The organism is Paenibacillus sp. J22P277, from assembly GCF_059383675.1.
In genome coordinates, this window is record NZ_JBXENS010000004.1 from 172,021 (window position 1) to 192,395 (window position 20,375).

Below are 20,375 nucleotides of genomic sequence, written 5' to 3' on the forward strand. Positions count from 1 at the left end.
GTTTTGCGAATGGGCGCGACTTTGGTGCGGAGCACCACGAGAGCGCCCATCGCAAAACGTGAGCTTACATGCCCAGCCATTTCTTGAACAAATGCTTCGTCGTATCCTTGTTGATCGCCGCGATCGAAGTCGTGAGCGGGATGCCTTTCGGGCATGAGCGTACGCAGTTCTGCGAGTTGCCGCAGCCTTCGATGCCGCCGTCTTCCATCAAGGCTTCCAGACGCTCTTCCTTGTTCATTTCGCCCGTCGGATGCGCATTGAACAAGCGAACTTGCGAGATCGCCGCCGGACCGATGAAGCTGTTGCGGTCGTTCACGTTCGGGCACGACTCCAGGCAGACGCCGCAAGTCATGCATTTCGACAGCTCATACGCCCATTGGCGCTTCGTTTCCGCCATGCGCGGGCCGGGCCCGAGATCGTACGTACCGTCGATCGGGATCCAGGCTTTGACGCGCTTCAAGGCGTTGAACATGCGCTCGCGGTTGATGACCAAGTCGCGCACGATCGGGAAAGTGCTCATCGGCTGCAAGCGAATCGGCTGTTCCAATTGATCGATCAGCGAGCTGCACGCTTGGCGCGGCTTGCCGTTGATGACCATGGAGCAAGCGCCGCAGACCTCCTCCAGACAGTTGGATTCCCAACAAACCGGAGACGTTTTCTGCCCGTCGCGTTTCTTCGGGTTACGCTGAATTTCCATCAGGGCGCTGATTACGTTCATGTTCGCGCGGTACGGAACTTCGAATTCTTCCGTATACGGCGCGGAATCCGGAGCGTCTTGACGCGTAATGACCAGCTTAACCGTTTTAGTTGCTACTGCTGTTTCCGCCATCGTTATTCTCCTTCCTATGATTTGTCTTTGGAGTAGTCGCGTTTACGCGGCGTGATCAGCGAGACGTCGACTTCCTCGTACGAGATTTGCGGGCCTTCGGCCGTCCATTTGGCCTTGGTCGTCTTCAGGAACTCCTCGTCGTTGCGTTCCGGGAATTCCGGTTTGTAATGCGCGCCGCGGCTTTCGTTGCGCATGAGGGCGCCCAGCGTCATCGCTTCGGACAGCTCCATCATGTTCCACAGTTGGCGGGTGAACGCCACGCCGGCATTGTTCCAGCGCGCCGTATCGTTGATGTTGATGTTTTTGTAGCGCTGCTTCAGATCCTTGATCGTCGCGATCGTTTCTTCCAGACGCTTGTTGAACCGGACGACCGTCATGTTGTTCGTCATCAATTCGCCAAGCTCTTTGTGCAGGACGTAGGCGTTCTCGGTACCGTCCATTTTCAAGATGTTTTCGTACTTGTCGGTTTGACGTTTCTTCTCGCTGTCGAACACCGAGGAGGAGATGTCGTCGGCCGATTTTTTCAGGCCCTTGATGTATTCGACGGCTTTCGGTCCCGTGATCATGCCGCCGTAGATGGCGGAGAGCAGGGAGTTCGCGCCGAGACGGTTCGCGCCGTGATATTGGTATTCGCATTCGCCGCATGCGAACAAGCCCGGGATGTTCGTCATTTGATTGAAATCGACCCACATGCCGCCCATGGAATAGTGAACCGCCGGGAAAATCTTCATCGGAATCTTCCGCGGGTCGTCGCCCGTGAACTTCTCGTAGATCTCGATGATGCCGCCGAGCTTCACGTCCAGCTCCTTCGGATCTTTGTGGGAGAGGTCAAGGTAGACCATGTTCTCGCCGTTGATGCCGAGCTTCTCGTCGACGCAGACCGCGAAGATCTCGCGCGTCGCGATGTCGCGCGGCACGAGGTTGCCGTACGCCGGGTACTTCTCTTCGAGGAAGTACCAAGGCTTGCCGTCTTTGTACGTCCAGATCCGGCCGCCTTCGCCGCGCGCGGATTCGGACATCAGGCGCAGCTTGTCGTCGCCCGGAATCGCGGTGGGGTGAATTTGAATGAATTCGCCGTTGGCGTAATAGACGCCTTGCTGGTAGACCGCGCTCGCGGCCGTCCCCGTATTGATGACGGAGTTCGTCGTTTTCCCGAAAATAATGCCGGGGCCGCCGGAAGCGAGAATGGTCGCGTCAGCCGAGAACGTATGAATCTCCATCGTGCGCAAGTCTTGCGCGGACACGCCGCGGCAGATGCCGTCGTCGTCCAGAATCGCGCCCATGAACTCCCAGTGCTCGCGTTTCGTCACGAGCCCGGCCGTTTCCCAGCGGCGAACCTGCTCGTCCAGCGCGTACAGCAGCTGCTGTCCCGTCGTCGCGCCGGCAAATGCCGTACGGTGATACTGCGTGCCGCCGAAACGGCGGAAGTCCAGCAAACCTTCCGGCGTACGGCTGAACATGACGCCCATCCGGTCCATCAAGTGAATGATCCCCGGCGCTGCATCGCACATCGCTTTGACCGGCGGTTGGTTCGCCAGGAAGTCGCCGCCGTATACCGTATCGTCGAAATGCTCCCAGGTGGAGTCGCCTTCGCCCTTCGTATTCACGGCGCCGTTGATGCCGCCTTGCGCGCAGACGGAGTGCGACCGCTTGACCGGCACGACCGAGAACAGGTCGACGTGCACGCCGGCCTCCGCGGCTTTTATCGTAGCCATTAGGCCGGCGAGACCGCCGCCAACGACAATAATTCTATTTTTAGCCATTCCTTTTCACTCCTTGTCTTGAACTTAAACGAGATTCGTCATTTGCAGGGCAGCGGAAGCCGCCTCTTTGAATTCGTCGCCGCGGAACGACACGAGCGACAGCAGGAACAAGGCCGCCACGATGACGAAAACGCCCAGCCAAACGAAAGAAGAAATGCGCTGCGCGCGCGGGCCGATCGTGATGCCCCAGCTGACAAGGAATGCCCACATGCCGTTGCTGAAGTGGAACGTCGCCGCGATAACCCCGATGATGTAAAGCACGAAGTAAAAGCCGTTCGACGTAATCGTATGCATCTGGTCGCCAAGCTGCTCGTGCGTGACGTTGCCGACCATGACTTGGAATCGCGTTTGGTACAGATGCCAGAAAATAAAGATGAACGTAATCACGCCCGAAATCCGCTGCAGCATGAACGCCCAGTTGCGGCCGTATTGGAATCGGCCGGTATTGAGATTGGACTGGTAAGCCACGTACAGGCCATATACCCCGTGAAACAGCAGCGGCAGCCAGATGCCGAAAAGCTCCAGGAAGAAAACCAGCGGCAGATCGTTCAAAAACTTGACGCTATCCTTGAACCCCTGCGCCCCCTTCTCGTAGGCCGAATAGTTCGTTATCATGTGTTCGATAAGGAACAGGCCGAGCGGGATAACTCCGAGCAAGGAGTGGATCTTGCGCGATAAATACGAATTTCCTTTCATAACGTAAACGTTCTCCTTTCCAAACTGTGGGGTTGCATTCGCCATTATTCGCCAAAACCATTCTCCATTGTAACCCTCGCCCAAAAAGGCGTCAACAAGGTTTCTTCCCTGTAATCGGGACGGAAATCGATACGCGCGAAAATCCATCCAGCTTAAATAAAGATTTACACATAATGGTCACATTTCACATGATACTCCTTTTGCGCTTATAATGGAATTGCTTATTATTCATTAAAAGTTATAACCAATTTGCATATGTAACTTAAACGAAGGTGGTCATCCCCTATGCTCGAAGAATTGAACATGTTTGCCGTCGTCGTCGAACAGTCCAGCATGAACAAAGCATCGGCCGCGCTGAACCTCTCCCAGCCCGCGCTTTCGCGGAAAATCGCCAAGCTCGAGCAGGAGCTCGGCGCGCTGCTCTTCCGCCGGATCGGCAAGCGGCTCGAGCTGACGCGCATCGGCCAGCTTACGTACGATTATGCCGTTGAAGCGGGTCAGCAGCATCTGCGGTTCCTCAAGCTGCTCGCGGAATACAAGCATACCGGACGCACCACGTTCACGATCGGAGCGAGTTTGACGACCCTGCAGACGTCGCTGCCCGATCTCATACAGGCCCTGACCGCGCACAGTCCGGAACTCGACATCAAGGCGATTACCGGCAAAACGCATGAAATCGTCACCCTCGTCCGCGAGCATAAGGCCGATCTCGGCATCGTCGCTTCCCGGATCGACGATGCGCAGCTCAATTGCGTGCCCCTCTTCGACGACCATCTCGTGCTCGTGCTGCCGCGCAACCATTCTATAATGGAGAAACACGCGCCGGTCATCACCGATTTGAACGGCCTGCCGATGATTCTGTTCTCCAAGGGCACGTGGTACCGGATCCTCACGGACGAGCTGTTCGAGAAATACCGCCTGCTGCCCGACGTCCGCATGGAAATCGACTCGTTCGAGGCCATACTCCGGCTGCTGCATACCTGCCGCGCCGCGACGCTCCTGCCCAAATCGTATTTGCGTCCGCAGATGCTGGCCGACAACGACCTGCAGGTCGTGCCGATCCCGGAACTCGAGGAGTCGAAACGCACGACCTCGCTCATCTTCGATCATTCCGAAAGCATGAGTCCCGCGGTTCGGCTGTGGATCGACGAAATGGCTTCCCATTACAAGCAGCCTTAGAGCGGTATAAAGACAGGACCGAGCAGGCCCTGTCTTTATTGTTTGCCAATTTTCGTATCCAATACCATGGATGATTCCCGCGGCGCGGCCGATGATAAGAAGGCACGGCATTTTTCGTCTCCGTTGCGTCCGATTGACGTGTTATTGCCGCGATTCCGCGAATATGATTATGACAAGCGTTTCTACCGCGGGGACAGCTTGCGGTACCGCTTCAAGGCATGGATAATCTTGCCGGGGTTATGTTAAGGTAAGCTAGTATGCGATCGCGATCGAAGAATTTGAACGAACGAGGTGCCGGATGGATTCGTTGCAGCTAAAGCCGAATTGGAAATTGTACGGTTGGTTGGCCGGAATTGGACTCATTATCTACTTGCTTATTCAAATCATCCCCACGACGGCGGACTCGTTCTTCTCCAGCAACAGCGAACCGGTCATCGAGAAAAGCGCGGCGGAGGAAACGGCGGCGGCCTTCGTGCAAAAGCAGTTCGCGAGCCGGCCCGAGCGCGTGCATGCCGTCCATCAATCGGACAGCCTGCTTTACGGCTACCTGGAGAAAAACAAGCTGACCCGCAGCTACGAGGACAAATACGACAAGACGCTGCCGACCGACACCTTTCAAGTCACCGCCGACATGCCGGACGGCAGCGTCGTATTCGTCTATATCCACATGCAGAAAGGCACGGTCGTGGCCTGGAACAGGCTGAACGAATCGCAGGCCTTGCCAGCCGAGGGCAAAGCATTGACCGACACCGCGCTGTCCTTTGCCGCTTCCAAGGGCTATAACAAGTCGGAGCTCACGGTCTACCGGACGTATCCGGATACCGGCCGGATCGTCTTCGAGCAAACGACTGCCGCCGTCGGGCAGGCAAAGCTGCATCTCGACATCCGCAGCGAGAAGCTGACGGACGGCAGCTTCAGGATCACCTCGTTCAAACCGCATTACGTCGTGCCGGACAGTTATTCCGACTACGTGAACAAGCAGAAGAGCCTTGCCAATTATTTATCGACGATCGGAAGCTTGTTCCTCTCGTTCGTCCTGTTTATATTAGCCATCATCTATGCGTCGCTGTACCGGAAGCACAGCTCGTTCCTGAGGGGAATCGTGGTTTCCCTGCTGTTCCTCGGCATGTATCTCGTCAACGATATCAATATGAAGGACGGGTTGCTGGCCGGTTACGGCGAATCGACCGACGGCAACGTGCTCGCCGCCGCGGCCGTCATCGTCACTTGCCTCGTTACCGTGGTCATGGCGCTGGCCGTGTACTTCTCGCTCGTCGGCGGAGACGGCCTGTGGAAATCGATGGGACGCAACCTGTGGCCGCGCTTCGGCCAGTCGGGTTACGGCGAATACGTATGGCGCAGCATGTGGCTCGGCTATTTGACGGCGTTCGCGCTTCTCGGGCTGCAAACGATCATTTTTATCGTCCTCATGAAGGTGTACGGTTCTTGGGCCACGACCGACGTGACGCAATCGACGTATAACCTGGCGATTCCATGGGCATTCCCGCTGCTGGCCTGGTGCGCCGCCATCTCGGAAGAAGCCGTGTTCCGCTTGTTTGGCATCGGACTGATGAAGCGCTGGTTCAAAAACTCGTTCGTCGCTTCGCTGATTCCGACGATCATCTGGGCGCTCGGCCATGTCACGTACCCGATCTTCCCGTCGACGACGCGGCTGCTGGAGCTGACGATCATCGGCCTTGTCTTCAGCTTCATGTTCCTGCGTTTCGGCTTCATTACCGTGCTGTTCGCGCATGCGGTGTTCGACAGCACGATGATGGCTATCTCGCTGATGTTCATGGGCGACGTCGGCGACGTGCTGGTCGGCATCGTCTACATCGTCCTGCCGATTCCGATTGCCTGGCTCTTCCGGATATGGGACAAAAAAAGAGGGCCGAGACCGTCTATGACGGCTCCTCCCTCAATGCTTCGATAATTTGCGCGGCGAGCTTCTCGCCGATGGACAGCGGCCGGAAATCTTCGATTCCGGCCTCTTTTATTTTTTTGATCGAGCCGAAATGCTTCAGCAGCGCCTTCCGGCGCTTCTCGCCGATGCCGGGAATCGCGTCCAGGCGAGACGCCACCATCGACTTGCCCCGCTGCTCGCGGTGAAAGGTGATGGCGAAGCGATGCACCTCGTCCTGGATCCGCTGCAGCAGGTAGAACGCCTGGCTGTCGCGGGCAAGCGGCACAACCTCGGGCGGATCGCCCGTCATGAGTTGCGCCGTCTTATGCTTGGCGTCCTTGACGAGGCCGCATACCGGCACCAGCAAGCCGAGCTCGTTCTCCAGCACGTCCAGCGCGGCGGAGATCTGTCCCCGCCCGCCGTCCACGATGATGAGATCGGGCATTTGCAGGCCTTCCTTCAGCACGCGTTCATAGCGTCGGCGGATCACTTCCCGCATCGTCTCGTAATCGTCCGGGCCTTTGACGGTCTTGATTTTGTACTTGCGGTATTCCTTCTTATCCGGCTTGCCGTCCGTGAAAACGACCATCGCCGATACGGGATCCGTGCCTTGGATGTTGGAGTTATCGAACGCTTCGATACGGCTGACCTGCGCCATTCCGATCGCTTCGGCCAATCCTTCGGCCGCTTTGAACGTTCGGTCTTCGTCCCGTTCGATCAGCTTGAATTTCTCCTCCAGCGTCATCTTGGCGTTATGCACGGCCATTGCGACTACGTCTTTCTTGCGCCCGCGCTGCGGAATGAATACTTTCACTTTCAGCCATTTCTGCAAAGAATTCCGCAGCTCTTCCTCCGGCGAGCCGGCAGCCGGGCTGTCGGCATCCCCCGCATCATCCTCCAGCGCGGACGCAAGCGCCGCGTCGCCGTCCATGTAGGATTCCCGCGACTCCGCGGCCATCTGGACCGGCTGCTGGGCGGACGCTGCCACGGCGTCGGCGTCGCTTTCCGACTCCAGTCCCGATTCGCCCGCCTGCAGCGCCGCCGGCAGGAAAACTTCCTTCGGCAGCGCCGGATTCTCCGAGTAATACTGCGTCACGAACGTCATGAAATCATCGTAAGCATTGCCGTAATACGGAAACATCGTCGCGCGGCGTTCGATTAGCTTGCCCTGCCGCATGTACATGATCTGCACGCACATCCAGCCTTTATCGACCGAGAATCCGAACACGTCGCGGTCCATCGCGTCGTTCATCGTAATCTTCTGCTTCTCCATGACGGCGTCGATCGCGATGATCTGATCGCGGAATTCCTTCGCACGCTCGAACTCCATCTGCTCGGCGGCCGCCTCCATCTTGGACTGCAGCGCCTTCTTCACTTCGTCGTGGCCGCCGCCTAGGAAGCGCGTGATCTCCTGCACCATCGCCTCGTAGGTGCCCGGCGCGATGTCGAATTCGCACGGCGCCACGCATTGGCCCATGTGGTAATACAAGCATACTTTGTCCGGCAGCGTTCCGCATTTGCGCAGCGGATACAGCCGGTCGAGCAGCTTCTTGGTCTGCTGGGCGGCGAACGCGTTCGGATAAGGACCGAAATATTTGCCTTTGTCCTTCACGATGCGCCGCGTCACCTCGAGCTTCGGATGCGCCTCGCTCGTGATCTTGATATACGGAAACGACTTGTCGTCCTTCAGCAGCACGTTATATCTCGGATGGTACTGCTTGATCAGGTTGCACTCCAGGATGAGCGCCTCCATGTTGCTGGACGTGACGATATATTCGAAATCGCGGATCAGCGACACGAGCCGCAGCGTCTTGCCGTTATGGCTGCCGTTGAAATACGACCGCACGCGATTCTTGAGCACCTTCGCTTTGCCGACATAGATGATGGTTCCGCCGGCGTCCTTCATTAGATAACAGCCCGGCTGATCCGGCAGCAGCGCAAGCTTGCTGCGAATCCGTTCTTCCGCGAGACGCCTGTCGGCGGCCGTCTCGTTTGCTTGGTGTTCCCCCATTCTCGTCCTCCTCCCGGACTTTCGTTGACTCTTATTGTACCACACATACGTTCGTTTTGCGGCGGCAGAAGTTGGCGGACGATTCGCTCGCACGCTGAAATCGTCCTCAATTTTGTCACGTTCTGCGCCTTTACAATTATTCTGAAAGTTGGGTATACTATGGGGAGCAATGTCGCCCCAGAGGAGGAAAATGAATACATGGAAAATGTAAGAGATCCACGCGAGCATTTAAACGAGGAGCCTCGCGATGATTTGTTCGACGTCGCAATGGGCTTCGGCGGTTTCTTCGGGATCATGTTCGTTATTTTCGCCGTTGCGGTGATCATTAAATTCGCGATATCGTAATCATTGGCCTTGTTTCGGCAGCCAGCCGGAGCAGGGTCATTTTCATTATTTGGAAGCCAGCCGTTGACAAACGGTCCGGTTCGGCATAAAATGGCAACAACAACTACTTGAGGAGGCTGATGTCGCATGGTGACTTTTACTTCGATTGTTTCGATAACGGAAATCGCATACGCATCGGTCTCGGTCGGATCATAGAAAGAGCGGCGTTATTGTCGTCGTTCTTATGCTAGCCGCAGGGAACCGGATGCTCCGGTTTCCTGCGGCTTTTCTGTCGTTCGGAGGATGTCGCTGCCGTCTTGTCGGCAGCCTTTCCTTCATTCGCAGACCGCAGGAGCTTCTCTCCTGCGGTCTTTTTGTCGTTCGTACAACACACGCCCGTTTCCAGACCAATTCCAATTCCATTTAAAAAGGGGTTATCCGATTTGAAATTCAAGCCAACAAGCAATTCCGCAAGTCCATATCTCGAGCAACAACCCGAACTACAAACAAATCCCGGCGAATGCCGAGATGCAGACAATCATAACGCCGCAGACGCCGGCAGTACCGCCGCAATCGTCCCGATGCTCCGGGCTTTAGGGTGGAGCTCGCAATGGCAGCATCTGTTCGATGCTGCACCCAAACCGAGCAACGGCCTCGTGCCCGCCCGCGTCACCGCGCAGTTCACGAATCAATACCGCATCTGTGCCGACGAAGGCGAATTCTCCGCGGAAGTCAGCGGCAAATTCCAATTCCAAGCCGCTGCCCGCAGCGATTACCCGGCCGTCGGGGACTGGGTCGTCGCGCAGCCGCTGCCCGGCGAGCGGCGCGCCGTCATTCACGGCGTCCTTCCGCGCAGCACCGCGATGATCCGCAGAGCGGCGGGCAGCGTGCCGGAGGAACAGGTGATCGGCACCAACATCGACATCTTGTTCATCGTCAACGCGCTTAACGGGGACTATAACGTCCGCAAAATCGAACGCTACCTCGTTGCCGCCTGGGAAAGCGGATCCGCGCCGATCGTGCTGCTGACGAAAGCGGACCTGTGCGAGGACGTGCAAAGCCGGATCGCCGAGGTTGCCTCGGCTGCCCCCGGCGTGCCGGTGCACGCGGTAAGCGCCATCGAGGATCAAGGCAGGCAGGCGCTGCTGCCTTATCTCCAACCGGGCCGCACGATCGCCGTCACCGGTTCGTCCGGCGCCGGCAAATCGACGCTGCTCAATTGGTTGGCAGGCGAGAACCGTCAAACGGTGCAGGGCGTTCGCGAGGACGACGCGCGGGGACGCCACACGACGACGCATCGCGAGTTGTTCCCGCTTCCCGGCGGTTTCATCATGATGGATACGCCCGGCATGCGGGAGCTGCAGCTGTGGGAATCGGAATCCGGCTGGCAGGAGGCTTTCGCCGAAATCGAAGCGCTCGCCGCTTCATGCCGCTTTCGCGACTGCAAGCATGAAGCGGAGCTCGGATGCGCCGTCAAGGATGCGCTCCGGGACGGCACGCTCGACGAACATCGCTACGCCAGCTACAAGAAGACCGGCCGCGAGCTCGCGCGCCAAGCCCGCAAAGAGAAGTCCGTCACGATGCGCGCCAAGAAAAGCGCGGATAAACGGCAAGGCGCGCGAACGAACGACGTCCGCCAATCGATGGAGCAGGATTAACCTGTAACAGGACGGCGTACTCTATTCGATGAACGTAACCGCGCTGTATTATGTTCACAGCGTGCTTAGCCTGCGTTCGATCTTCATGCACGGCGAAAAAGCGTCCATATGCACGGCTATTCGCCGGGCATACGGGCGCTTTCTATGTGTGCGGCCGCCATTCGAGCTAGCCGTTGACTGCCTTTAGCTTGTCGTTGCCGTTTTGCGCCTGCGGCTGGGACTGCTTCGCGGCATTCGTCTCGAAGCGTTTGCGCTCGGTTCTGTCGATCTGGACGACGCGGCCGTCATGAACGGTAATGAGAACCGAACCGTATTCAAGCCCGTTCACCTGCGTTGCAATGCGCTCTAACCATTCTTGATCCAACACGATTGGCTTCGCCATCATAAACCCCTCCTAGGTTGTTTTGCAATTCCGCCCATAGCCCCGGCTCCGACGTCGGCGAGGACAAGTCAGATATGCACCGGAAGCGGATCGACCTTGAGCGGATTTTCGACCATGGTCGCCGATTCGTCCGAAATGACGTATAACCGGTGAATGAGCACGGATACTTCCTCGCCCGGCTGCAGCGGTACCTGATCCAACGAGCGGTGCGCGGAAACCCGGTTGGCCCCGATCTCCACGTCCAGCTCCAGATGCGCGCCGCGGAAGAAAACATGCCGGACCTTGCCCTTCTCCGCCGCGGACGGGAACGCGATTTCTTCCTGTCGTCCGACCTCGACGAATTCGGGACGAATGATCGCCTTCGCTCCGGCCAGGCTTACTGCGTTCTCGAACCCGCGCAGACTGTTAGGCTGCTCGACTACGCTGGAATGACCGATGAAGCCGGCCACGAAGGCCGTCCGCGGATCCGTGTAAATGTGAATCGGCGAGCCCTGCTGCTCCAATCTGCCTTGCTGCACGATCAGCATTTCGTCGGCCACCTCGACCGCTTCGTCCTGGTCATGCGTGACGAAGATCGAGGTTATGCCGAGCTCTGCGATCAGGCTCTTCAGCCAGGTGCGCAGCTCTTTGCGGACCTTCGCGTCGATCGCCGCGAAGGGCTCATCCAGCAGCAGCAGCTCCGGCTTCGGCGCCAGCGCCCTGGCAAATGCAACCCGCTGCCGCTGACCGCCGGAGAGCTGATGCGGATACCTGTGCTCGAAGCCCCGAAGGCCGGTGAGGTCGAGCAGCTCGTTCACGCGCTCCTTAATCTCCGCTTTGCTTGCCTTCCGGATCGTTAAGCCGAAGGCGATGTTGTCGAACACGTTCATATGCTTGAACAACGCGTAATTCTGGAAGACGAACCCGATGCCGCGGAGCTGCGGCTTCACGTCGTTGACGCGCTGGCCGTTGATGAAGATATCGCCGGAATCCGGCGTCTCCAATCCCGCCAGAATGCGCAGCAGCGTCGATTTGCCGCCGCCGCTCGGTCCCAGCAGGCCGATCAGCTTGCCTCGCTCGATCGCGAAGCTCAAGTCCCGTACGGCATGATGGGTGCCGAACGCCTTGTTAACGTTCTTGACCTCGATGTGCATCCTCAGCTCTCCTCCTTCGGAAGTTGCCTGGCGGTTTTCCATTCGATGAAGCTCTTCACGATCAGCGTCACGACGGCCAACATGACCAGCAGCGATGCCACGGCGAACGATGCGGAGAAGGAATACTCGTTGTAAAGGATCTCGATATGCAGCGGCAGCGTGTTCGTCTCTCCGCGGATATGGCCGGATACGACGGATACGGCGCCGAATTCGCCCATCGCCCTCGCGTTGCAGAGAATGACGCCGTACAGCAGGCCCCACTTGATGTTCGGCAGCGTAACGCGCCAGAAGATCTGCCAGCCCTTCGCGCCAAGGCTTGCGGCGGCCTCTTCTTCCTGCACGCCCTGCGCCTGCATGAGCGGGATCAGCTCCCGGGCCACGAAGGGGAAGGTGACGAACGTGGTCGCCAGCACGATGCCCGGCAGCGCGAACATGATTTGAATATTCTGATTGTCCAGCCACGGTCCGAGGAAGCCCTGCGCGCCGAACAACAAGATGAACACGAGGCCCGCGATGACGGGCGATACGGCGAAAGGCAGATCGATCAGCGTAATGAGCACGTTTTTGCCCCGGAAGCGGAACTTGCTGATCGCCCAAGCCGCCGCAACGCCGAATACGGTATTCAGCGGGACGGCGATCAGCGCCGTCAGCAGCGTCAGCTTCAGCGCCGACAAGGCATCCGGGTCCCGGATCGCCGCGAAGTACACTTCCGCGCCTTTCTTGAACGCTTCGATAAAGATCGAGAGCAGCGGCAGCAGGACGACGCAGCCCAGGAATAACAGCGATACGGAAATCAGGATAATGCGCACGGCGAGCGATTCATTGATATGCTTCGGACGCGCCGTCTTCTCGGACAATTGGGTCGTAACCACGCCAGCCATGACGTTCCCCTCCTATGCCGCCGCAACGCGGCGATTGCTCCGCCATTGCAGGTAGTTGATGAGCAGCAGCAGCAGGAACGACACGATCAGCATGACCATGGCGATGGCCGTCGCTCCCCGGTAATCGAACTGCTCGAGCTTCGTCATGATAAGCAGCGGCGCGATCTCCGTCTTCATCGGCATGTTGCCGGAGATGAAGACGACGGAGCCGTATTCGCCGATTCCCCTTGCGAACGCGAGGGCGAAGCCCGTCAGGAGCGGCGGTATCAGCTCGGGCAGCACGACTCTGCGGAACGTTCTCCAGCGGAACGCGCCCAGCATGACCGCCGCTTCTTCCACCTCGTTGTCCAAATCCTGCAGCACCGGCTGCACGGTCCGGACGACGAACGGCAGTCCGATGAAGATCAGCGCGAGCGTAATCCCGAGCGGCGTGAACGCGACTTTGATGCCGAGCGGTTCAAGCAGCTTGCCGACCCAGCCGTTCGGCGCGTAGATGGCGGTCAGGGCGATGCCCGCTACGGCGGTCGGAAGCGCGAACGGCATGTCGATCAGGCTGTCGATCAGCCGCTTGCCCGGAAATTTGTAACGCACCAGCACCCAGGCGATGATCAGCCCGAAGACGAGATTGACGAGCGCCGCGTAGAACGACGTCAGGAAGCTGATCTTATACGAGGCCAGCACCCGCGCGTTCGTGACGGTATCCCAGAACAGCCCCGGCGTCAGCCCGGAAGTTTTGACGAAGATCCCGATGAGCGGAATAATGACGATGATGCTTAAGTAAAAAACCGTAAAGCCAAGCGATAGGCCGAAGCCCGGCAGCACGCTGCGCGGCTTCGCTTTCTTCCGTGCGGAACTCGTCATGTGTAGAGTCAGCTCCTCGTTATCGCTTATGACCCCGGCGCATAGATTTGATCGAACACGCCGCCGTCATTGAAATGTTTCTTCTGCGCTTCCGCCCAACCGCCGAAATCGTCGTTGATGTTCAACATCGGGATATCCGGGAATTGGTCCTTGTACTGCTCCGCCACCGAAGCGAGCTGCGGACGGTAGAAATTCTGCGCGATCACCTGCTGCGCCGGTTCCGTATAGAGATAATCGAGGTAAGCTTCTGCTACTTCGCGGGTCCCGTTCTTGTCGACGTTCTTGTCGACGACGGCTACCGGGGGTTCGGCCAAAATGCTCAGGGAAGGATACACGATTTCGAATTTGTCCGGTCCGAGCTCTTTCACCGACAAGAGCGCCTCGTTCTCCCAGGCGAGCAGCACGTCGCCGATGCCTTTCTCGACGAAGGTCGTCGTCGAACCGCGAGCCCCGGTATCCAGCACCGGCACGTTTTTGAACAGCGCTTTGACGAATTCCTGCGCTTTCGCTTCGTCGCCGTTATTCTGCTTCAGCGCGTAACCCCATGCGGCGAGATAGTTCCAGCGCGCGCCGCCGCTCGTTTTCGGATTCGGCGTTATAACCTGCACGCCCGGCTTCACGAGGTCGTTCCAATCCTTAATACCCTTCGGGTTGCCTTTGCGAACGAGAAATACGATTGTCGACGTGTATGGCGAACTGTTGTTATCGAATTTTTGCTGCCAATCGGCATTAATAAGTCCCTTTGCCGAAATCGAATCGATATCGTAACCAAGCGCGAGCGTCACGACATCCGCTTTCAGACCGTCGATAACCGCGCGGGCTTGCGCGCCGGAGCCGCCGTGGGATTGCTTGATCGTAACCTCCTGGCCCTTCTCTTGCTTCCAATAATCGGAGAACAGCTTGTTGTAGGCTTCATATAGTTCGCGCGTCGGATCATAGGATACGTTAAGCAGTTCGACCGGCTTCTTGGCTCCGCCGTCATTGGCTGCCGCAGGTTCGGTTGCGTTGCCGTTCGTGCCTGCATTCGTATCCGTCTTGCCGGCGTTGCCGGACTGGTCGGCATTGCCGGATGTATTCGCCGCGTTGTTCGGGCCCGAATCCCATCCGCAGCCGGTCAAGGCGAACGCAAACGCGATAACGATCATTAGTGTTTTTAACGGTAAAACGTTTCTCTTTTTCATGTTGGACATGTCAAAGCACCCCTTGTCTTCGTTTTACAGATAACTAATGTGTTCCTACGCCGGGTTGACCGGTGGCAAAAACAATATTAATCCTACCTGTTTAGTTGGTTTATGGAGTTATAATAGCAATGGATAAGCTTTCTTGTCAATTCATTTTTCAAAAAAGATTATCACGCCTATCAATTCTTCTTATAGGAAAAAGATAGGTAAGAAGAAGCATGTCGCATACGAAAAATGGTAATTCATAGTTGACAGCTGGGAATTATCGGTTTATGATGGGTCCATCGAGCCGACCGGTACTCCGGAGGCCCCGAATCGTCCGCCTAAAGCACTGATTTTGCTTGCGGACGATCGGGGCCTCTTTTGCATACGCGCACTTGTCGCCGGCGGATACATATCTATCTGGGGAGAGTTGTTTAATGAAGAAGAAATTTTTTACCGTCCTCGCCGCCTTCACGCTGGTCCTGTCATTATCCTCCACGAGTTTCGCCGCGGCGCCGAAGCCCGCGAAGAAAGACGTCACGCTGCTGAACGTGTCTTATGATCCGACGCGCGAGCTCTACGTGCAGTTCGACAAAGCATTCGCTTCCTATTGGAAAACGAAAACCGGACAAAAAGTCACGATCAAGCAGTCCCACGGCGGATCGGGCGCTCAGGCCCGTTCGGTCATCGACGGCTTGGAAGCGGACGTCGTGACATTGGCGCTCGCATACGACATCGACGAGATCCAGCGCGCCGGGCTGATCAATGCCGGCTGGCAAAGCCGCTTCGCGAAGAACAGCTCGCCCTATACCTCGACCATCGTGTTCCTGGTCCGCAAGGGCAATCCGAAGAAAATCAACGACTGGAGCGATCTCGTCAAGAAAAACGTCTCCGTCATTACGCCGAACCCGAAAACAAGCGGTGGCGCGCGCTGGAACTTCCTTGCGGCTTGGGCGTACGCGCTGAAACACAACGATCATAGCGAAGCCAAGGCGACCAGCTTCGTCAAGTCGCTGTACAAAAACGTGCCGGTGCTGGATTCCGGCGCCCGCGGTTCGACGACGACGTTCGTGGAACGCGGCATCGGAGACGTGCTGCTCGCCTGGGAGAACGAAGCCTATCTCGCGCTCAAGGAGCATCCGAAAGACTTCGAGATCGTGACGCCATCCTACAGCATCCTGGCCGAACCGCCGGTTGCCGTCGTGAACGAGAATGCAGACAAGCACGGCACGCGCGACGTGGCGAAAGCTTATCTGGATTACCTCTACACGACCGAGGGGCAAAAAATCATCGCGCAAAACTTCTATCGTCCGACGAATCTCGCCATCGCAGCCCAGTATTCGAAGCAGTTCAAAAGTCTCGAATTGACGAACATCCGCAACTTCGGCGGCTGGGATAAGGCACAGGCTAAGTTCTTCAATGACGGCGGCGTTTTCGACAAGATTTACACGCCTTAATCGGCCATTTTTAACTAGGACCGCAGCGCCATCCGGCTTGCGGTCCTTTTATTTTATTCGACATTTTGCGATAATTATTTCCATATTTAGATTTACAGACTTTTCGAATATTTAATATTTCTTTAAACCTGCCATCACAATTCGATTGTTATAATACCCCTATACCAAATGAAAGGTGGAATTGCTAGAAAATGGTTTCTTTTCGCAAGAAAATGTCGCGGACGGCATTGGCCGCGTCGCTTCTCGCAGGTTTCTTGACCTCGTCTTATGTCGCCGTTCCGGTACATGCCCAGTCTTCGCTTGAAGTCGGCTCCATCACCGCAATAGATGCAGATGTGCCAGTACCCGTTGATAATAACCGCGCTTTCGTCATTCAAAATCCTTCGATCGAGATGGACGGCGGGGTGAAAGCAAGCGTAGTCGTTACGCCTACTTCCGTAGGACATGCTGGAGAAGAAACCGTCATTTTCGAGCTATTCAATGGAACGACGCCGGCTGGCATCGCCGCCGTGACCAAAGATATCGCGGGCAGCGAAACCCTGACTGCTCATTTCAATACGACCGGGAGCGGACTTTCGGTCAAAGTGTTCGTCGTGGACTCCTACAGCGGCAAGCTGACAGAGGTCGGCACGAATCTCGCCGATCCCATTACGATCGACGGCACGACCCTGAAGCTCCGCATCATGGAAACGACGGACGTGCACACCAACTTCATGAACTATGATTACTACAAGGATGCGCCGGCCGATACCGTCGGTTTGGTCAAAACCGCCGCTTTGGTGAAACAAGCACGCGCAGAGCAACCGAACTCGCTGCTCGTCGATAATGGCGACCTGCTCCAAGGTACGCCGCTCGGCACCTACATGGCGAAAGTAAACCCCTTGAAGGACGGACAAGTCCACCCGGCCTACAAAGCAATGAATCTGATGGGCTACGACATCGCGACTTTCGGCAATCATGAATTCAATTACGGCCTTGATTATTTGGACGAAGCCAGAGATGACGCCAGTTTTCCTTACGTCAACGCGAATATCTACAAGGACGACCACGACGCGGATCCCAATAATGACGTTAATAATTACACCCCCTATATGATCTTGAACAAGACGTTCAAGGACGAGAACGGCAAGGAACAAACCGTTAAGGTCGGCTTCCTCGGTCTCGTCACGCCGCAAATCATGGATTGGGACAAAGACAATCTGAGCGGCAAGGTAATTACGAAGGACATCGTCGCGACAGCCGAGAAATTCGTTCCCCAAATGCGGGCGGAAGGCGCCGACATCGTCGTCGCGCTGACGCATTCCGGGTTTAACGGCTCGGCAGTCGCAGGCAAAGGCTTCGAAGACGCCGTTTATCCGCTTAGCCAGGTGCCCGGTATCGATGCGATCACCTTTTCGCATACGCATAAGGTCTTCCCTGCCCCGAGCGTCAGCGCGTTGGATACCCTTTTCAAGGACGCGCAGGGCAATCCGCTGCCGGGCGTCGACAACGAGAAAGGCACGATCAACGGCGTCGCGGCCGTGCAGGCCGGCTTCGGCGGCGCGAACCTCGGCATCATCGACCTTACGCTGAACAAAACGAACGGAAAATGGCAAGTCGCGAACTCGCAATCCTCGAATAAATACATTTACGATACGGCGAACAAGAAATCGCTCGTCGAAGCGGATCAAACCGTCGTCGACGCGATAGCGGACGAGCATGCGGCGACCAAAGCCTACGTCAATCAGTCCATCGGCGAAACGACGGCACCGATCTACAGTTATTTTGCGCTCGTGCAGGACGATCCTTCCATCCAAATCGTCACGCAAGCTCAGAAGTGGTTCGTGGAGAAGACGCTGGACTCGAAGAACTCTCCGGACAAGGATCTTCCGGTTCTCTCCGTCGGCGCCCCGTTCAAGGCTGGCCGCAACGGTCCGACCGAATACACCGACATCAAAACAGGCGACTTGGCGATCAAAAGCGCAAGCGACCTGTACCTGTACGATAACACGCTAAAAGCAATCAAGATCAAAGGCTCGGCCGTTAAAGAATGGCTTGAAATGTCAGCCGGCATGTTCAATCAGATCGATCCCGGCAAAACGACGGAGCAGTCGTTGCTTAATCCGAACTTCTCGGTATTCAATTTCGATGTGATCGATGGCGTTACCTATCAGATCGACGTGACGAAGCCAGCGAGATACAAGACGGATGGTACGTTCAACAATCTGGCATCCAACCGAATCGTCAACCTGCAATACGACGGCAAGCCGATCGACCCGAATCAGGAGTTCGTCGTGGTCAGCAACAATTACCGCGTTGGCGGAGGCGGCAATTTCCCTGAGATTAAAGGTGCCCCGCTAGTTCTCGACTCGGCCGATGAGAATCGCCAAGTATTGATGGACTACATCGCGGATCAGAAGACGATCAATCCGACCGCGGACAACAATTGGTCCCTTGCACCAGTGCAAGGCGACGTGAACGTGACGTTCACGTCCTCCCCGGCCGCGAAAGAATATCTGAACGCCAGTCCAAAAATTTCGTCGCTGGAAAAGTTGGACGACAAAGGCTTCAACCTATTCAAAATCAACTTGCAAGGAGAAACGCCGCAGCCGAATGACAATGTTAAAGTACAGCTGCTCGGCATTAATGACTTTCACGGCCAACTGGATTATTCGACGGCCGCCGGAGGCAATATTTTAGGCGGAGCCGCATATTTGGCCACCTATCTTAAGGACTATGAAGGCATGAACGCCAACACGCTGCTCGTGCATAACGGCGATGCGGTCGGGGCCAGCTCGCCAGTCTCGGCGCTGGATCGCGACAAGCCGACGCTCGATATGCTCGATATGCTCGGCTTCGACGTAGCCACGCTCGGCAATCACGAGTTCGATCAAGGCGTGCCGGCGCTGATGGCCCAGCTGAACGGCGGCAAGGATCCGATCAATCCGAACGTGACCTTCAACCAGACAACGATGGATTACGTCAACGCGAACGTCATCGACAAAGACACGGGTAAGCCCATTATCGCACCATACGTTATCGAAGAAATCGGCGGCGAGAAGATCGGCTTCATCGGCGTCGTCACGATGCTGACGCCAAGCAAAGTCTCGCCAGCGGCGCTGGAGCCGGTCAATATCGTGGATCAAGCGCCCGTCGTGAACGCGGCGGTAGCGGAATTGAAAGAGAAAGGCGTTAAAGCGATCGTCGTGCTGGCACATGATCCCGCATCGCAAAGCGGCGATACGATTACGGGCGAAGCCGCCGATCTGGCCAATGCGGTGGATGACGAAGTCGATGTTATCTTCGCCGGCGACAATCATGCCAAGGTGAACGGAATGGTGGACAACAAGCTGATATTCCAAGCCTACTCGTACGGAACGGCGTTCGCGGACGTCGATCTGGAAATCGATCCATCGACGCACGACATCGTGAACAAAACAGCAAATATCGTCGACGTGAAGCAGGCACGCGTTACACCGAATGCGAAAGTGGCCGAAATCGTCCAAGCTTCCCTGGACCGCCATCCCGAGCTGCTTGAGCCGGTCGGCACGACCGACGACATCATCTCGAAAGCGACCGCTTTTACCCAAGAAAACGCGCTCGGCAGCCTGATCGCCGACGCGATGAAGGACGCCATGCAATCCGACTTCTCGTTCATGAATCCGGGCGGCATCCGCGCCGATCTGCCGAAGGGCAGCATCGTCTATTCCGATCTGTTCCGCATCCAGCCGTTCGGCAATCAGCTCGTGAAAATGACGCTGACCGGCGCGCAAATCAAAACGCTGCTGCAGCAGCAATGGGGTGCTTCCGCATCCGACACCAAGACGCTGCAAATCTCCGGCTTGAAGTACACGGCCGATTTCAGCAAGCCGATCGCGGAACGGGTCGTTTCCTTGACGAAGGAAGACGGCACGCCGATCGTCGATACGGAGTCGTACACGGCGGTCGTCAATAACTTCATGGCCGCAGGCGGCGACAACTACACGATACTGACGCAAGGGCTCAACCCGACGGCCGGAAGCACGGATATCGAAGCTTTTTACCAATACGTGCTGAAAACGTTCAATCACGGTACGATCACGGCCAGCGTGAAAGGCCGCATCACGAACATCACTACGCAAACCCCTTAATCCCATGCCGAAAGGCGGACCCGGAT

Annotated in this window: 15 protein-coding genes; 6 read left to right on the top strand and 9 right to left on the bottom strand. The window is 56.8% G+C overall.

Translation table 11 applies throughout. The annotated features are described in order from the left end of the window. Positions 1-64 precede the first annotated feature (64 nt). Genes sdhB through AC50YL_RS14115 form a run of 3 tightly spaced genes read right to left on the bottom strand, consistent with a single transcriptional unit; the run spans position 65 to position 3,288 of the window. On the bottom strand, positions 65-829 hold the full coding sequence (gene sdhB, locus AC50YL_RS14105) for a succinate dehydrogenase iron-sulfur subunit (RefSeq protein ID WP_494832843.1): 765 nt from the start codon (positions 827-829) through the stop codon (positions 65-67). A gap of 14 nt (positions 830-843) precedes the next feature. Beyond that, positions 844-2,592, bottom strand: a complete 1,749-nt coding sequence (gene sdhA, locus AC50YL_RS14110) for a succinate dehydrogenase flavoprotein subunit (RefSeq protein WP_494832844.1) — start codon at positions 2,590-2,592, stop codon at positions 844-846. A 24-nt stretch (positions 2,593-2,616) separates the two neighbouring features. Beyond that, the gene (locus AC50YL_RS14115; RefSeq protein ID WP_494832846.1) at positions 2,617-3,288 is read right to left on the bottom strand and encodes a succinate dehydrogenase cytochrome b558 subunit; all 672 of its coding nucleotides are present in this window, start codon (positions 3,286-3,288) and stop codon (positions 2,617-2,619) included. 285 nt (positions 3,289-3,573) lie between these two features. On the opposite strand from AC50YL_RS14115, the gene AC50YL_RS14120 reads away from it, so the two are divergent. Both AC50YL_RS14120 and AC50YL_RS14125 read left to right on the top strand, forming a co-directional pair. Further along, positions 3,574-4,467 (top strand): LysR family transcriptional regulator, encoded by an 894-nt coding sequence (locus AC50YL_RS14120; RefSeq protein ID WP_494832847.1) that lies wholly within the window; start codon positions 3,574-3,576, stop codon positions 4,465-4,467. Between the two features lie 298 nt (positions 4,468-4,765). Then, positions 4,766-6,400 carry a CPBP family intramembrane glutamic endopeptidase gene (locus tag AC50YL_RS14125; RefSeq protein WP_494832848.1) on the top strand — a complete coding sequence of 545 codons (1,635 nt, stop codon included), beginning with the start codon at positions 4,766-4,768 and terminating at the stop codon, positions 6,398-6,400. Here the strand turns inward: AC50YL_RS14125 and uvrC are convergent. Continuing rightward, on the bottom strand, positions 6,369-8,381 hold the full coding sequence (gene uvrC, locus AC50YL_RS14130; protein WP_494832849.1) for an excinuclease ABC subunit UvrC: 2,013 nt from the start codon (positions 8,379-8,381) through the stop codon (positions 6,369-6,371). The two genes, AC50YL_RS14125 and uvrC, sit on opposite strands and share 32 nt — an antisense overlap. Positions 8,382-8,579: 198 nt before the next feature. On the opposite strand from uvrC, the gene AC50YL_RS14135 reads away from it, so the two are divergent. Beyond that, the gene (locus AC50YL_RS14135) at positions 8,580-8,726 is read left to right on the top strand and encodes a YqzM family protein (RefSeq protein WP_494832851.1); all 147 of its coding nucleotides are present in this window, start codon (positions 8,580-8,582) and stop codon (positions 8,724-8,726) included. 560 nt (positions 8,727-9,286) lie between these two features. Continuing rightward, the gene (rsgA, locus tag AC50YL_RS14140; RefSeq protein WP_494832853.1) at positions 9,287-10,363 is read left to right on the top strand and encodes a ribosome small subunit-dependent GTPase A; all 1,077 of its coding nucleotides are present in this window, start codon (positions 9,287-9,289) and stop codon (positions 10,361-10,363) included. A 166-nt stretch (positions 10,364-10,529) separates the two neighbouring features. On the opposite strand, the gene AC50YL_RS14145 is transcribed toward rsgA, so the two are convergent. The 5 genes from AC50YL_RS14145 to AC50YL_RS14165 all read right to left on the bottom strand — a co-directional run bounded on the left by AC50YL_RS14145 (position 10,530) and on the right by AC50YL_RS14165 (position 14,810). Next, positions 10,530-10,745, bottom strand: coding sequence for a YezD family protein (locus tag AC50YL_RS14145; RefSeq protein ID WP_161744985.1), 216 nt, complete (start codon positions 10,743-10,745; stop codon positions 10,530-10,532). A gap of 68 nt (positions 10,746-10,813) precedes the next feature. After that, positions 10,814-11,878 carry an ABC transporter ATP-binding protein gene (locus AC50YL_RS14150; RefSeq protein ID WP_494832855.1) on the bottom strand — a complete coding sequence of 355 codons (1,065 nt, stop codon included), beginning with the start codon at positions 11,876-11,878 and terminating at the stop codon, positions 10,814-10,816. A gap of 2 nt (positions 11,879-11,880) precedes the next feature. Beyond that, positions 11,881-12,759 carry a sulfate ABC transporter permease subunit CysW gene (cysW, locus tag AC50YL_RS14155; protein ID WP_494832856.1) on the bottom strand — a complete coding sequence of 293 codons (879 nt, stop codon included), beginning with the start codon at positions 12,757-12,759 and terminating at the stop codon, positions 11,881-11,883. 12 nt (positions 12,760-12,771) lie between these two features. Continuing rightward, positions 12,772-13,620, bottom strand: coding sequence for a sulfate ABC transporter permease subunit CysT (gene cysT, locus AC50YL_RS14160; RefSeq protein ID WP_494832857.1), 849 nt, complete (start codon positions 13,618-13,620; stop codon positions 12,772-12,774). A 26-nt stretch (positions 13,621-13,646) separates the two neighbouring features. Then, positions 13,647-14,810, bottom strand: coding sequence for a sulfate ABC transporter substrate-binding protein (locus AC50YL_RS14165; RefSeq protein ID WP_494832859.1), 1,164 nt, complete (start codon positions 14,808-14,810; stop codon positions 13,647-13,649). Between the two features lie 410 nt (positions 14,811-15,220). Here AC50YL_RS14165 and AC50YL_RS14170 point away from each other — a divergent pair, with 410 nt between their 5' ends. After that, positions 15,221-16,240 carry a sulfate ABC transporter substrate-binding protein gene (locus AC50YL_RS14170; RefSeq protein ID WP_494832860.1) on the top strand — a complete coding sequence of 340 codons (1,020 nt, stop codon included), beginning with the start codon at positions 15,221-15,223 and terminating at the stop codon, positions 16,238-16,240. Positions 16,241-16,431: 191 nt separating this feature from the next. Further along, a complete protein-coding gene (locus AC50YL_RS14175; RefSeq protein WP_494832861.1) occupies positions 16,432-20,349 on the top strand; it encodes a bifunctional 2',3'-cyclic-nucleotide 2'-phosphodiesterase/3'-nucleotidase in 3,918 nt (1,305 codons plus the stop codon). The last annotated feature ends 26 nt before the right edge of the window (positions 20,350-20,375 follow it).

Coding starts and splice junctions, on each gene's coding strand:
- sdhB (WP_494832843.1), bottom strand. CDS start 829: ATGGCGGAAACAGCAGTAGCAACTAAAACGGTTAAGCTGGTCATTACG.
- sdhA (WP_494832844.1), bottom strand. CDS start 2,592: ATGGCTAAAAATAGAATTATTGTCGTTGGCGGCGGTCTCGCCGGCCTA.
- AC50YL_RS14115 (WP_494832846.1), bottom strand. CDS start 3,288: ATGAAAGGAAATTCGTATTTATCGCGCAAGATCCACTCCTTGCTCGGA.
- AC50YL_RS14120 (WP_494832847.1), top strand. CDS start 3,574: ATGCTCGAAGAATTGAACATGTTTGCCGTCGTCGTCGAACAGTCCAGC.
- AC50YL_RS14125 (WP_494832848.1), top strand. CDS start 4,766: ATGGATTCGTTGCAGCTAAAGCCGAATTGGAAATTGTACGGTTGGTTG.
- uvrC (WP_494832849.1), bottom strand. CDS start 8,381: ATGGGGGAACACCAAGCAAACGAGACGGCCGCCGACAGGCGTCTCGCG.
- AC50YL_RS14135 (WP_494832851.1), top strand. CDS start 8,580: ATGGAAAATGTAAGAGATCCACGCGAGCATTTAAACGAGGAGCCTCGC.
- rsgA (WP_494832853.1), top strand. CDS start 9,287: ATGCTCCGGGCTTTAGGGTGGAGCTCGCAATGGCAGCATCTGTTCGAT.
- AC50YL_RS14145 (WP_161744985.1), bottom strand. CDS start 10,745: ATGGCGAAGCCAATCGTGTTGGATCAAGAATGGTTAGAGCGCATTGCA.
- AC50YL_RS14150 (WP_494832855.1), bottom strand. CDS start 11,878: ATGCACATCGAGGTCAAGAACGTTAACAAGGCGTTCGGCACCCATCAT.
- cysW (WP_494832856.1), bottom strand. CDS start 12,759: ATGGCTGGCGTGGTTACGACCCAATTGTCCGAGAAGACGGCGCGTCCG.
- cysT (WP_494832857.1), bottom strand. CDS start 13,620: ATGACGAGTTCCGCACGGAAGAAAGCGAAGCCGCGCAGCGTGCTGCCG.
- AC50YL_RS14165 (WP_494832859.1), bottom strand. CDS start 14,810: ATGTCCAACATGAAAAAGAGAAACGTTTTACCGTTAAAAACACTAATG.
- AC50YL_RS14170 (WP_494832860.1), top strand. CDS start 15,221: ATGAAGAAGAAATTTTTTACCGTCCTCGCCGCCTTCACGCTGGTCCTG.
- AC50YL_RS14175 (WP_494832861.1), top strand. CDS start 16,432: ATGGTTTCTTTTCGCAAGAAAATGTCGCGGACGGCATTGGCCGCGTCG.